This is a genomic window from Pseudonocardia sp. 2-7 (assembly GCF_056341085.1).
Genome location: NZ_CP094507.1, coordinates 3837126 through 3850431, shown reverse-complemented (window position 1 = coordinate 3850431; position 13306 = coordinate 3837126). Strand labels below are relative to the sequence as shown.

Sequence of the window (13306 nt, the reverse complement as noted above, 5' to 3'; positions counted from 1 at the left end):
CGACCCGACCACCGACCTCGGCACCGACCTCGCGGCCGTCGCGGCGGGGCTCGACGCCGAGGACCCGCTCGCCGGGTACCGCGACCGGTTCCTGCCCGCCGACGGCCGAGCGGATGGAGCGGTTCGTGCGCGCGGACTGGGGCACCCGGCTGATCCGCGGCTGGGACGAGGGCTGGGTCGACCGGCCGCGCAGCCTGGGGGACCGGATCGGGGCGGCCGCGCTCGGTGCCGCGCCGGGGCAGGTCGTCGTCGCCGACTCCACGACCGTGCTGCTCTACAAGCTGGCCCGGGCCGCCGTCGACCACCAGGCGGCGGCGGGGCGCCGCGAGATCGTCGTCGACACCGACAACTTCCCGACCGACCGCTACGTGCTCGAGGGCATCGCCGCCGAGCGCGGCGCGGTCCTGCGGTGGATCACCTCCGACCCGGCCTCGGGCGTGACGCCCGAGCAGGTCGCGGCCGCCGTCGGGCCGGACACGGCGCTGGTGCTGCTGTCCCACGTCGCCTACCGCTCCGGGTTCCTCGCCGACGCGCCCGCGATCACCCGGACCGCCCACGACGCCGGCGCCCTGGTGCTCTGGGACCTGTCGCACTCGGTCGGGTCGGTCCCGGTCCGGCTCGACGCGTGGGGCGCCGATCTCGCCGTCGGCTGCGGCTACAAGTACCTGAACGGCGGCCCGGGCGCGCCGGCGTTCGGCTACCTCGCCGCCCGGCACACCACGACGCTGCGCCAGCCGATCACCGGCTGGTTCGGCCACCGCGCACCGTTCGCGATGGGGCCCGGCCACGAACCGGCGCCCGACGTGCGCGCCCTGCTGTCCGGCACCCCGCCGGTGCTGGCGTCGGTGCCGCTGGAGTGCGGGGTGGAGCTGCTGGAGCAGGCCGGGATCGACGCCGTCCGCGCGAAGTCGGTGCGGCTCACCGGGTTCGCCCTCGACCTCGCCGACACCCTGCTCGCGCCGTACGGCGTCACCGTGGCCTCACCGCGCGACCCGGACCGCCGCGGCGGGCACGTCACGCTGCGCCGCGAGGACCTCGCCCAGGTCAACGCCCGGCTGTGGGCGCGGGGGGTCATCCCGGACTTCCGGGCCCCGGACGGCATCCGGATCGGGCTCGCGCCGCTGTCGACCTCGTTCGCCGAGGTCCTCGCCGGGATGACCGCGCTCGTCGAGGAGGTCGCCCGATGAGCGACGGCCGCACGAACACCCGGCCGCCGAACCTCACCTACTTCCCCGAGCTCTGTGCCGTGCGGCCGACGATGTAGCGGGCCCTCACGGACCTGCGCGCGCCGCCGCGCCGACAGCCCCGACCGCTACTGCCGCGGGATCGCGTGTCCCGGAAGTCCTGCCGGGACCCTCCGCGGGGTACGGGGGCGGCGGCCCCGGCGGGGGTGCCGGCTCAGTCGGTCGGGACGTCGACCCCGGTCCCGGCGTCGTCCGGCTCCCCGGCGCCCCCGACCGGTTCCGGCTCGGCCGCGCCCTCCGACGTGGTGTCCGCGGACTCCTCGCGACCGGCCTCGGTGTCCCCGGCGTCGATCCGCCGGCCGAGCACCCGTTCCTCGAGCTCGTCGAGTGCGCGTTCCGGGTCGATCGGGGGGCTCTCGCGTCCGGTGTCGTTCTCGTCGTCGCTCACCCGACGGGGATACCCGGACGCCGCGAGGCCCATACCGGGCGCGGACGCCTCAGAGCCCGACGGTCGGCTGGTCCAGACGGACCCGGGCCAGGCGCTCCACGAGCTCGGGCAGCGCGCCCACCGGGCTGCCCCGCAGGTCGTCGCAGGCCTGCGCGACGGCGGCGGCCACGGCGTCCCGGCTGATGGCCGGGCCGAGTTCGTCGACCAGCCGGCTGACGGCGTCGGTGGCCCGGGCGAGCTCCGGCGTCACCGCAGGCCACCGGCGGACCGGCGGCAGGTGGACGTCCGACGACGACACGAACGGAGTTCGGAACGGATACCCATCTGCGTGTCGGTCATGACGATCCTTCCGTCGATCTTCACCCGGCCGAGGGGTGTGTACCCCGGGAGTGGCGCCTCAATCGCGTCGCGACGGGTGAACCCACGACCACGGAGCACGATCGTGACACCCTGTTCCATTCTGGGGTGGGCCGCACGAGGCACTGTCCGGCATGTTCGGCGACCCGCGGAGACTGCCCGGACCGCTCGCCGAGATCGGCGCGACCCTGCCCTGCGGTGCGACGTCGGAGCTGCTCGGGACGGCGTGGCGCGGGGTCCCGCCGGACACCGGCGCCGTCGTCGGGCTGGTCGTCGCGGTGCTGGTCGGTGTGCTGGTCGGGGTGGTGGGCACGGTCCGGTTGTTCCGCTGGGACCGCTGACGGGCTGCGCGTTCGGTCCGCGGGACCGAACGGGGCGCCGATCTTCGGTCCCGACGACCGAGGAATCGTGCGCCGATCTCCCTACCGTCTGCTCCATCGTTCCGTCAGAGCCGACGCGAGGAGGAAATCCGATGCGGACCTATGCACTGTCCGAACCGGTGAACGGTCACCACACCTGGCACGACGGCAAGCGCTACGCCTGGCTGCTGGGCCTGCTGGTCCCGGTCCTGCCGTTCCTCGCGATCGGTCTGCACCTGGCCACCGGCTGGTCGGTGGCGTTGTGGCTGGGTCCGATCGTCGTGCTCGGCATCGTCCCGACGATCGACCTGTTCGCGGGCAAGGACCCGACGAACCCGCCGGACGAGGTGATGGAGGAGCTGGAGGAGGACCGCTACTACCGCTGGGTCACCTACGCCTACCTCCCGCTGCAGTACGCAGGCCTGTTCGCCGGGATGTTCTACATCGCCACCGCCGGGGCGCCGGTGGTCGGCAACATCGGTCTCGCGATCACGCTCGGCACCGTCGCCGGCGTCGCCATCAACACCGCCCACGAGCTGGGCCACAAGCGCGAGGACGTGGAGCGCTGGGCCGCCAAGATCGCGCTCGCCCCGAGCTTCTACGGCCACTTCTACGTCGAGCACAACCGCGGCCACCACGTGCGCGTCTCCACCCCGGACGACCCGGCCTCGGCCCGGATGGGCGAGAGCTTCTACCGGTTCTGGCCGCGCACCGTGTTCGGCTCGCTGACCAGCGCCTGGCGCCTGGAGCGCAAGCGCTACGCCCGCCGCGACCGGCACCCGTTCCGGATCGGCAACGACGTCCTCAACGCCTGGCTGATGTCGGTGGTGCTGTGGGGCGCGATCATCGCGTCGTTCGGCTGGGGCGTGCTGCCCTACCTGCTGATCCAGGCCGTCTTCGGGTTCACCCTGCTCGAGCTGGTGAACTACATGGAGCACTACGGGATGCTGCGCCAGAAGGTCGGCCCGCCGGACCGCCGCCGCTACGAGCGCGTGCTGCCCGAGCACTCCTGGAACTCCAACAACATCGCCACCAACGTGCTGCTCTACCACCTGCAGCGACACTCCGACCACCACGCGAACCCGGTCCGCCGGTTCCAGACGCTGCGCGACTTCCCGGAGGCCCCGGTCCTGCCGACCGGCTACACCGGGATGATGCTGGCCGCGACCGTCCCGCCGGTGTTCCGCCGGCTGATGGACCCGCTGGTGGTGGCGCACTACGACGGCGACCTGCGCTACGCCAACCTGCAGCCCGGCAAGCGTGACGAGCTGCTCGCCGCCTACCCGCCGCCCGCCGACCCGGCCCCGGTCGCCGACACCGCCGCCGACGTCACCCGCCGCGCGCAGAGCGACGCCGTCACCGCGGCCCGCTGCCCCGGCTGCGGGTACACCTACGAGGTCGCCGCGGGCAACGAGGCCGAGGGCTTCCCGGCGGGAACCCCGTGGTCGCAGGTCCCCGACGACTGGTGCTGCCCGGACTGCGGGGTCCGCGAGAAGGTCGACTTCGTCGCGCTGACCACCGAGGAGGTCTGATGCGCATCGTCGCCGACCTCGACGCCTGCCAGGGCATCGGGATGTGCGAGGCCATGGCCGACGGCTGGTTCGAGGTGGGGGAGGACGACGTGGTCGTCGTCCGCGACGAGCACCCGCCGGAGTCCGAGCGGGCCCACGTCGACGCCGCCGTGCGCGCCTGCCCCGCCCGCGCGCTGGCCCTGGAGAACTGAGCACCTCGCCGCGACGCCCGCCCGGCACCGGATCCCCGGAGCCGGGCGGGCGTCGCGCTACGGTCGGTCCCGTGTCGACGGTGACCGCCCTGCTCGCCCGCCTCGCCACCGAGGTCCACGGCGACGTCGAGGCGCTCGGTGCGCGGGTGCTCGTCGAGATCGACGCCGGGCTGCCCGAGCTCGGCCGCGACCCCCGCGTGCGCGAGCTGCTGGTCGCCACCGTGCAGGGCTCGCTGGAAGGGGCGCTGGTCGTGCTAACCGGCCGGGCCCAGGACGACGTGCCGCTCCCCCCGGTCGCCGGGGAGCTCGCCCGCCGACTCGCCCAGCAGGGGGTCCCGGTCACGGTCGTCCTGCGGGCCTACCGGCTGGGCCAGTCGGTGTTCCAGCAGGAGCTCATCGGCCGCATCGCCGGGTCCGGGCTGGGGACGACCGAGGTCGGGGACGCCGTCCGTGCGCTCACCGCGGTCGCCTTCGGCTACGTCGACCGGGTCTCCGAGGAGATGGTCGCGGTCCACCAGGCCGAACGCGACGGCTGGGTCCGCCGCCGCGACGCGGCCCGGCTCGCGATGGTCGACGCGGTGCTCGCCGGGCGCGGCGGCACCGTCACCGAGGTCGAGGCGGCGCTCGGGCACCCGGTCGCGGGGGAGCACCTGGCCGCGGTGCTCTGGGTCGACCCGGACGCCCCCGATCCCGGCCGGGCCCTGGAACGTGCCGTCGCCGATGTCGGCGCCGCCCTCGGCTGCACCCGCGCCCCGCTCGTCGTCGCCCCGGACGCGGTCACGTCCTGGGCCTGGTACCCCGGCACGGGCGGGCCGGTGACCCTGCCGCCCGGACCGGTGTCGGTCGCGCTCGGCGGGCCCGGCCGCGGCCTCGACGGGTTCCGCGGCGCGCACCGCCGGGCCCGCCGGGTGCAGGAGGTGGTCACCGCCGCCGCTCCCGCCGCCCGGCTCCCGGTCACCACCGCCGACGACCTCGGCCCGCTGCTGCTGCTCGACGCGGGCACCCTGCTCGCCGACCGGGTCGCCGAGATCCTCGGCGACCTCGCGATCGACGACGAGCAGCACGCCCGGCTCCGCGACACCCTCGCCGCCTACCTGCGCGGCGGCGGCAGCCTCGTCGCGGCGGCGGGCGAGCTGCACCTGCACAAGAACACCGTGCAGTACCGGCTGCGCCGCGCCGAGGAGGTCCGGGGCCGGCCCCTCGGCGACGACCGGCTCGACGTCGAGGTGGCGCTCCTGGCCTGCCGGGTCCTCGGGGCGACCGTGCTGCGCCCGGCCGACTGACCGGCTCCGCGCGCCGACCCGTCGGCTGCCCCGGTGATCCGCCGGCTGCGTGCCGGCCGCCGCCCCGGCAGCAATCCCTCCTGCCGCGTGCTGATCCCCTGTCCGCGCGGTGATCCGCTCCGCGCGCGCGTCCGGACACGCGCGGGCAACGGATCACCACGCGGGGTACGCGGATCATGCTGCCCGCGGGAGCCGCTGCGCGACGGCGGCGAAGTCGTCGAGCTCCTCCCAGGTCCAGCGCACGACCGTCCGCACTCCGGGCCGGGCACGCAGGGCGTCCTCACGCCGTTTCTCCCGGACGACGGCGTCGGCCGCGCTCTCTCCCGGGCGTCGCGACCGCCCGTACTTGCCGAGGCCGTCGAACTCCCCGACCACCCCGTGGTCGGGCCACCAGAAGTCGACGACCCCGATCCGGTGGCCCCGCTCGTCGAGCACGGGATACTGCAGCACCGGGCTCGCCACGTGCAGGCGGGCCATCCGGACGCGACTGCGTGACTCGCCCGGTCCGTCCGCGCGGGCGTCGGCGAAGGCGACGACCGCCCGGGCCCGGCCGACGCCGTGGCGCCCGCAGGCGGCGAGTACCGCATCCCGCAGCCGGTCCGGCGTGACGAGGTGGCGGTGCAGGGCCGCGTCGGCGACGGCCACGGCGGTCTCGAACGGTGCCGTGCGGGCCACGTCGACGACGGTGCGGGCCACCGACGTCGTCGCGATGCCGCGGACGTCGACGACCTCGTCGGCGGACAACGGGGAGGCGTGCACGCGCAGCCGCGGCCCGCCGCGCCCGCCGGACGCGCCGTCCCGGGTGACGTGCACCGTGGTCAGAGGCACGCCCCAGACCGGCAGGCCGTGTCGAACGGCGGCGGACGGACCGCTGACCACGGCCCCGGGGGCGAGCGAGGGGACCGTCGCCTCCACCAGGGTCGCGTGCCGCGTCGAGGCGAACCGCAGACGCTCGTCGCCGGTCTCCAGGTACACACCGGGGCCGATCCCCGTCCATCGCCCGCTGCGCAGGGCGGCGCGGATCTCGGCCTCGGTCGTCCCGAGTCTCAGCAGGTCGCGGCGCAGCAGCGGTTCGTCCACGGCCCCGACCCTGCCCGCGCCCGACGCCCGCGCCGGAGCGGATCCGCCACCTGTGGAGCATTCCCGCGATTGTGGACGGGCACCCGATGATCGCCCTGTCGCGCGGTGATCCGCTCGGCGCGTGCGTCCGGACACGCGCGCCGAGCGGATCACCGCGCGCGCAGCGGATCATGGCTCGGGCGGAGGACCGGCGCGCGGGCGACCGATCAGCGTGTGGGCGGCGGGCCGAGGCGGGAGCGACGGAGCACTGCGGCAGCGGCGGACCGGCGCGGGCGCGGAGGGGCCGGGCGGGCGGTGGGTCAGAGCTCGCCCGCGAGCACCTCGTGGCCGCGCAGCCGGGGCAGCCGCAGCACGACGGCGTCGCGGTCGTCGCGGGTGGGGCGGGTGCAGTGCGGGCAGCGGACCCCGGCGGCGTCGCCGTGGCGGGCGGCGCGGCACAGGGGCACGACGGTGGCCGGAGCGGGTGCCTCGTGAGCAGGCATCGGCGTACCCCCGGGACGTCGTCGTCGTGTGGTCACCCCAGGCTAGCGCAGTCGGTGTGGTCCCCGTCACCCCGTCGTCGTCACGCGCGGTCGGCGAGGTGGATGCGGTAGAGGTCGGCGTGCCGGTCCGCAGCCGCCGTCCAGGTGTGGTCGGCGGCCAGCGCGCGACCGGCGGCCGCCCGCCGCGGGTCGGGGGCGGCCAGTGCGTCGGCGAGCGCGGCGGCGAACCCGGCCGGGTCGCGGGCGAACCGTGCCGCGTCGCCGAACACCTCGCGCAGCACCGGCAGGTCCCGGGTCACCAGCGGGACCCCGGCGGCCAACGCCTCCATCGCGGCCAGGCCGAAGCCCTCCTTGGCCGACGGAAACGCGAACGCCGCCGCACCCGCCATCAGGCCGGGCAGCGCGTCGTCGTCGACGGGGCCGAGGATGTCCGGGACGACGCCCAGCTCGTCGGCCCGGGCGAGCACCCGGGCGCGGTAGTCGCGGTAGTCGAACAGCGTCTCGCCGCCGCCGATCACCAGGCGGGTACCGGGCCCGAGCAGCGCCATCGCCTCGACCAGGTCGGCGGTGCCCTTGCGCGGCTCGATCCCGCCGACCGAGAGCACGTAGCGGCCGAACCGGGCCCGCCACGGCGCGCCGGCGCCGGCGTCGGCGGCCCGGGCGAACCGGGCGGCGTCGACGCCGTTGCCGATCACCGTCGCCTCCCGGCCCCAGCCGGCGCGCACCTCCGCGGCGACGGCCCGGGAGACGCACACCAGTGCGGCCGGATGCACCAGCGCGCGTTCGTGGCAGGCGGCCAGCTCGGGGGTGCTGAACTCGTCGAGGTGGTGCACGGTGCGCAGCAGCGAGCCGTAGCCGTGCGCGCGGCCCTCGGCGTTGGCGGACAGACAGTCCTGGGCGTGCCGGACGTCGACCGCGGGGGCTTCGGCCAGCCCGACGGCCAGCAGGTCGATCGAACGGAGGATGCGGGCGCCGACCGTCTCGCCGTCGATCTCCGGAACCGGGACAAGATGCACCGCGACGCGGGGGTCGACGGCCCGGAAGAAGCCGGTGTCCCTGCCCCGGGCCAGGGAGAACACCGCGACCTCGTGCCCGGCGGCGGCGAGCGCCTCGGCCAGCGCGAGGGTGTGCACGACCCCGCCGCGCGGCTTGGTGGAGTAGGTGGACAGCCGTATCCGCACCGCTCAGCCCCGGTACAGGTCGGGTCGGCGTTCCTTGAGGTGGTGCAGCACCGCGCGGGCGGAGGCGATCATCTCGTCGGGCTCGACGTCGGTGACGGCGAGCCCGCCCTTGGACCAGGTGCGGGCCAGGATGTCCCCGCCCGGCCCGACGACCTTCGCCCGGCCCAGGAAGTGCAGGGAGCCGTTGCGCCCGCTCTGGTTCGCCGAGATCAGCAGCACCTGGTTCTCGGCGGCGCGGGACTGGTCGTAGAGGTCGAACAGCCGGGCCTGGCGGTCCTGCGCCATCCGGGGGGCCCGGTTGGTCAGCGAGGTCGGCCAGGCCGACAGGCAGGCCAGCAGCTGCGCGCCGTCGAGCGCGAGCGAGCGGGCCGACTCGGGGAAGGTCTTGTCGTGGTCGATGAGCATCCCCATCCGCCCGGCGGGGGTGTCGAACGCGGTGAACCCGTCCCCGGCGGCGAACAGCCCGGCGACACCCGCGGGCTGGTGCACCTTGCGGTGCCTGCCGAGCACGCCGTCCCCGGTCAGGCAGACCGCGGAGTTCCACCGCACGCCCGGCTCGGGGCCGGCCTCGCAGAACCCGACGCACACCACCATCTCCCGGGCGAGCGCGGCGACCGCGCGCACCTCGGGGCCGTCCGGGTCGAGCTCGGGCGGCAGCACCGCGCCGTCGTCCGGGTCGGCGGGATCGGGGCTGCGCAGGTCGTGCACGTAGCCGCCGAGCGCTCCGTCGGGCAGCACCAGCACGCTCACGCCCTGCTCCCGGGCGTGCGCGACGATCACACCGATCCGCTCCAGGTCGAACGCGACGTCGCGGGTGAAGTTCGCGGCCGCCGCGGCGACGCGCACCTCACACCCCCGCGCGGACCGGGCCCGGCCCGTAGGTCGCCGGACGGCGGTCACGCAGGTGCCCCATCACGCGGCGGGCCGCGTCCACCTCCGCGTCCACGTCGACGGTCGCGACGGCGAGTCCGGCCTCGCTGCCGGTCGTCGCCAGCACCTCGCCCCCCGGGTCGACGATCTTGGCGCTCGCCACCAGCTGCATGTCGCCGAACGTACCGGCCTGGTTGGCCGAGACCCAGACGAACTGGTTCTCCAGTGCCCGGGAGCGGTCGTGCAGGTCGAAGCGGCGGGCCCACCGGTCCTCGGCGAGGACCGGGGCACGGTTGGTCCGCGACGCCGGCCACGCCGACAGGCACAGCACGGTCCGGGCGCCGTCGTCGGCCAGTGCACGGGCCGCCTCGGGGAACGCCTTGTCGTAGCAGATCATCATGCCGGTCCGGCCGTACGGCGTGTCGAACGCGGCGAACCGGTCACCCGCGGCGTAGCTGGAGTTCTCGTTGATCGGCTGGTGCACCTTGCGGTGGTGGCCGAGGATCCCGTCCCCGGTGACGGCGACACAGGAGTTGTAGGGCCGCCCGCCGGACGCGTCGTCCCCGGTCTCGCAGTACCCGGCCGCGACGACCATGTCCCCGGCCAGCGCGACCAGCCGCCGGACCTCCGGCCCGTCCGGGTCCAGCTGCGGCGGGCGGTCGGCGGGGGTGCCGGGCACGTCGTGCAGCGACGACAGGTACCCGCCCATCGCCGCCTCGGGAAGCGCCAGTACCTGCACCCCGGCCGCGCGGGCCCGGTCGATCGTGGCGGCGATGCGGGCGAAGTCCTCGTCGAGGTCGCGGACGAAGCCCTGCGCGGCGGCGCCGAACGTCGTGGGCGTCATCGAATCTCCTCGGGGTGGTGGACGGGGGCGCCGGCGCGGCCCATGCCGGTGACACCCGCGGTGACGGCCTCGGTCTGCTCGCCGTCGGGCCAGCGCAGCCGGACCCCGGCACCGGCGACGAGCTCGCCGCACTCGGCGGAGACCGCGGGGCCCGCGTCGGGGGCGGGTGCGCCGGGGTCGTCCGCGGTGAGCAGGCCGAACCCGGGGAAGCAGGTGAACCAGTCGCCCGCGGTGGCGCCGTCCGGCCGGGGGACGGCGGCGACGTCGAGGACGGCGCCGACGCCGGAGGCCTCGGCGAGCATGCCGAGGGTGCCGGCGAGCCCGGCCATCGACACGTCCTTCGCCGCGGCGGGGCGGTGCGGTGCGTCCGGACCGATGGCGCCGACGGTCGCGGCCAGCTCGGCGCGGGTGCGCGAGGTCGTCGAGTCCCACTGGCGTCCGGTGTAGCCGGGCCGCCAGCCGCCGCCGAGATCGGTGGTGAGCCGCACCCGGTGCCCGGGCCGCCCGCCACCGGCGGGGACGGGGCGGTCGGTGCGTCCGAGCGCGGTCAGCGACAGCGCCGCGGGCACGTCGAGCTGGGTGTGCCCGCCGAGCAGCGGGACGCCGTAGGCGTCGGCCGCCGCGCGTACCCCGCTCAGCACGCGGTGGGCGAAGGAGGCGTCCCGGGCGCCGACGGCGTCGAGCAGCCCGACCGGGGCGGCACCCATCGCCGCGAGGTCGTTGACGTTGACCAGTACCCCGGCCCAGCCCGCCCACTCCGGGTCGCGCTCGACCATCGCCGGCACGATCGCGTCGCAGCAGGCCACGACGTCGGTGCCCGGCACGGGGGCGCCGTCGTCGCCGACGAACCCGGCCGGGCCGAGGCCGCCGACCAGCGCACCCAGCGGTGCCTTGGTGGCGACGACGAGGTCCTGGACGCGGGTCACCGGCCACCGCATCGTGACGTGCGGGGCCCCGGCGACCTCGCAGTCGCGGACCCGGGTCCAGCCGAGCCGGTCGAACAGGACCGCACCCGCGGCCTGGACGTCGGCGTCGAAACGCAGGACGCCGGCGGCCTCGGCACGCGCGCAGGCGGCGCGGACCAGTGCCGCCCCGACGCGGACCCCGGTGCGGCGTCGCGCGGTGGGGGCGACGACCAGCCTGCTGCCGGTCCACCACCCGATGTCGGTGTGGGCCGCCCGGGCCGGGCCGAGGCGCACCCCGCCGAGCAGGGTCCCGTCGACGTCGTGGGCGAGCAGGACGACGACGCGCGGATCGGCGTCGTGGTCGTCGAGGTCGGCGGTGGGCCGGTCGGGGAACAGCCCCTGTTCGACGCAGAACACCGCGCGGCGCAGCGCCCGGTACCCGGCGACGCCGGAGTCGCCCGCGTCGTCGGCGCGGGCCTCGCGGATCGTCACCGGCGGGGTGTCGGTGCCGGCGACCGGGCGGCCGCCGAGCAGCTCGTCGGCGATCCAGCGGGGGACGGGGGTCAGGTGACGGGGTGCCCCGCTCACGAAGCGGGGGCGGGGGTCGGTGGTGCTCATGGCTCAGCCCCCCGTCGCCGACAGCGCACTGCACGCCCCGCAGGCCGCGCAGCCCGCGGCCTGGTCGGCGCCGCGCATCCCGGCGGCGCGGAGCACCGCGGCGACCCGGCCGGTGACGTCGGCGAGCAGGTCCGGGTCGGGAGCGGGCACCCCGTCGGCGAACGCGAGGGTGCCGGGCAGCGGCCGGTAGGGGACCACGAAGGGGTACACCCCGGCCGCGACGAGCTCCGCGGCGCCGGCGACGAGCTCGTCGGGGTCCTCCCCGAGGCCGACGATCAGGTAGGTCGACACCGCGTTCGGGCCGAACACCCGCACGGCCTCGTCCCAGGCCGCCCGGTACTGGGACAGCGGGACCGTGGCCTTGCCGGGCATCCAGCGGCGGCGGACGTCGTCGTCGAGGGACTCGACGTGGATGCCGATCGCGTCGGCGCCCGCGGCGGCCAGCTCGGCGAGCACGCCGAGGTCGTCGGGGGCGGGCGGCTCGCACTGGACCTGGATCGGCAGCCCGGGGACCCGTTCGCGGATCGCGCGCACGCAGCGCAGCAGGTGCCGGGCACCGCGGTCGCGACCGTTGGAGGTGCCGGTGGTCAGCACCATCTGGCGCACCCCGTCCAGGCGGACGGCGGCCTCGGCGACCTCCGCGAGCTGGTCGGGTGTCTTGACCGCCGTGGTGGCGCCGGACTCCAGGGACTGCTCGATGGCGCAGAACCGGCAGCGGTCGGCCTCGCCGTAGCGCACGCAGGTCTGGACCACGGTGGAGGCGAGCACGTCGTCGCCGTGCAGCCGGGCGATCTTCTCGTAGGAGACGCCGTCGGCGGTGGTGAGGTCGTAGAACGCCGGCCGGGCGACGGTGTCGACGGCGACGCCCATGTCGGTCACGCCGCCGCCGGGTTCGCGGCGCAGCAGCCGTCCGTCCCGGAGCCGGTACGGGGAGTCGGCGACGATCGGGACCGTGGTCGCCAGCCCGTCGACGAGCACGTGACCGTCGGCGGACGGCCCGGCCCCGCCGGGGCGGCGCAGCGGGATGACCGACCCGAGGTCGGTCACGCCGGAGGGGCGCTCGGGCCCGGTGCCGGATGCGGTGTCGGGCCCGGTGTCGGGGTCGAGCCCCACGCCGCGGACGGCCAGCTCGGCGCGGGCCCGCAGACCGGGCTCGGTACGGGACGGTGCGGACATGCGGACGGACCTCCGGGGATGTGACGGGCCGGGTACGGCGGGGTGCGACCGGCGCACCCGCCCGCGCCGAGATGCAGCCCACGGCTGCCGCGACGGACGACGCGGCGCCCTGAGCTGCATCTCGGTGCGGATGCGGGACGCGGTGGCGTCCCGCCGTGTCCTCAGAGCTGGTACGTCGAGTTGATGATCGCGCCCTTGCGGGCGTAGTGGATGAGCGCGTCCTGGACGTCGAGCGGGTGCGTCGGGATGACGCCCTCGATCAGGTCCTCCTCACGGGCACCGTGCAGCGACAGCCCGAAGCGGCAGCAGAACACCTTGCCGCCCTCACTCATGAACGTCTTGAGCTGGTCGTTGATGTTGTGCTCGCCGGGGAACGCGGACGTGCCGGTCGTCGGGAAGCCGCGGGTGGCCAGGCAGTTCAGCGAGCCCGGACCGTAGAAGTACATGGCCGACTCGAACCCCTTGCGCAGCGCACGGGTCGCCTGCAGCACGGCCACGAAGCTGACCGAGGACTCGTGCGCGATGCCGTGCACCAAGGTGAAGTAGGTCTCGCCGTCCTCGGCCTGCAGGTCCGGGAAGACCTTCGTGCCGCCGTAGATGCTCGAACCCTCGGGCAGCGAGGGGTGCGGGATCTCCTCGAGGCTCTTCTTCTCGACGTCGGACAGCTCGGCGCTGGTCATGGGGATACTCCTCGTGGTGTGACGGATCCACGCCGGGAATACGGGTGCGTGGGAGCGCCGGGGTAGGGAGAATGCGATGGAATCGGGTCCCACCGTTTCCGGCGAGCACTACGACA

General features: G+C 75.7%; 15 protein-coding genes. 5 read left to right on the top strand and 10 right to left on the bottom strand.

Annotated elements, in window-relative coordinates; genetic code table 11:
- The first annotated feature begins 125 nt into the window (after positions 1-125).
- Positions 126-1187, top strand: coding sequence for a kynureninase (locus tag MTO91_RS18535; RefSeq protein ID WP_476652071.1), 1062 nt, complete (start codon positions 126-128; stop codon positions 1185-1187).
- 211 nt (positions 1188-1398) lie between these two features.
- Here MTO91_RS18535 and MTO91_RS18530 read toward each other — a convergent pair whose 3' ends face one another.
- Together MTO91_RS18530 and MTO91_RS18525 are read right to left on the bottom strand one after the other, a co-directional pair.
- Positions 1399-1632, bottom strand: coding sequence for a hypothetical protein (locus tag MTO91_RS18530; RefSeq protein ID WP_405416156.1), 234 nt, complete (start codon positions 1630-1632; stop codon positions 1399-1401).
- A 49-nt stretch (positions 1633-1681) separates the two neighbouring features.
- Positions 1682-1882: a three-helix bundle dimerization domain-containing protein gene (locus MTO91_RS18525; protein WP_405416158.1), complete on the bottom strand. Its 201-nt coding sequence runs from the start codon at positions 1880-1882 to the stop codon at positions 1682-1684.
- Positions 1883-2123: 241 nt separating this feature from the next.
- Between MTO91_RS18525 and MTO91_RS18520 the strand changes: the two genes are divergently transcribed.
- The 4 genes from MTO91_RS18520 to MTO91_RS18505 all read left to right on the top strand — a co-directional run bounded on the left by MTO91_RS18520 (position 2124) and on the right by MTO91_RS18505 (position 5354).
- Positions 2124-2330, top strand: coding sequence for a hypothetical protein (locus MTO91_RS18520; RefSeq protein ID WP_350591249.1), 207 nt, complete (start codon positions 2124-2126; stop codon positions 2328-2330).
- A gap of 131 nt (positions 2331-2461) precedes the next feature.
- The gene (locus MTO91_RS18515) at positions 2462-3880 is read left to right on the top strand and encodes a fatty acid desaturase (RefSeq protein ID WP_476652069.1); all 1419 of its coding nucleotides are present in this window, start codon (positions 2462-2464) and stop codon (positions 3878-3880) included.
- Positions 3880-4071: a ferredoxin gene (locus MTO91_RS18510; protein WP_062396337.1), complete on the top strand. Its 192-nt coding sequence runs from the start codon at positions 3880-3882 to the stop codon at positions 4069-4071. Before MTO91_RS18515 ends, MTO91_RS18510 begins: the two co-directional genes overlap by 1 nt.
- Before the next feature lie 71 nt (positions 4072-4142).
- Positions 4143-5354: a PucR family transcriptional regulator gene (locus tag MTO91_RS18505; protein ID WP_405416165.1), complete on the top strand. Its 1212-nt coding sequence runs from the start codon at positions 4143-4145 to the stop codon at positions 5352-5354.
- Positions 5355-5528: 174 nt separating this feature from the next.
- Here MTO91_RS18505 and MTO91_RS18500 read toward each other — a convergent pair whose 3' ends face one another.
- The 8 genes from MTO91_RS18500 to MTO91_RS18465 form a co-directional block, all read right to left on the bottom strand.
- Positions 5529-6434, bottom strand: a complete 906-nt coding sequence (locus tag MTO91_RS18500) for a hypothetical protein (protein ID WP_476652067.1) — start codon at positions 6432-6434, stop codon at positions 5529-5531.
- 299 nt (positions 6435-6733) lie between these two features.
- A complete protein-coding gene (locus MTO91_RS18495) occupies positions 6734-6916 on the bottom strand; it encodes a hypothetical protein (RefSeq protein ID WP_157818271.1) in 183 nt (60 codons plus the stop codon).
- Between the two features lie 80 nt (positions 6917-6996).
- Positions 6997-8097, bottom strand: coding sequence for an MSMEG_0565 family glycosyltransferase (locus MTO91_RS18490; protein ID WP_405416171.1), 1101 nt, complete (start codon positions 8095-8097; stop codon positions 6997-6999).
- 3 nt (positions 8098-8100) lie between these two features.
- A complete protein-coding gene (locus tag MTO91_RS18485; protein ID WP_357439691.1) occupies positions 8101-8943 on the bottom strand; it encodes a carbon-nitrogen hydrolase family protein in 843 nt (280 codons plus the stop codon).
- A 1-nt stretch (position 8944) separates the two neighbouring features.
- Positions 8945-9811: a carbon-nitrogen hydrolase family protein gene (locus MTO91_RS18480; protein WP_357439688.1), complete on the bottom strand. Its 867-nt coding sequence runs from the start codon at positions 9809-9811 to the stop codon at positions 8945-8947.
- Positions 9808-11334, bottom strand: coding sequence for an MSMEG_0567/sll0787 family protein (locus MTO91_RS18475; protein ID WP_405416176.1), 1527 nt, complete (start codon positions 11332-11334; stop codon positions 9808-9810). The genes MTO91_RS18480 and MTO91_RS18475 overlap by 4 nt, the downstream gene beginning before the upstream one ends.
- A 3-nt stretch (positions 11335-11337) precedes the next feature.
- Positions 11338-12510 (bottom strand): MSMEG_0568 family radical SAM protein, encoded by a 1173-nt coding sequence (locus tag MTO91_RS18470; protein ID WP_476652064.1) that lies wholly within the window; start codon positions 12508-12510, stop codon positions 11338-11340.
- Between the two features lie 161 nt (positions 12511-12671).
- Positions 12672-13190, bottom strand: coding sequence for an MSMEG_0572/Sll0783 family nitrogen starvation response protein (locus MTO91_RS18465; RefSeq protein WP_178374012.1), 519 nt, complete (start codon positions 13188-13190; stop codon positions 12672-12674).
- Between the last annotated feature and the right edge of the window lie 116 nt (positions 13191-13306).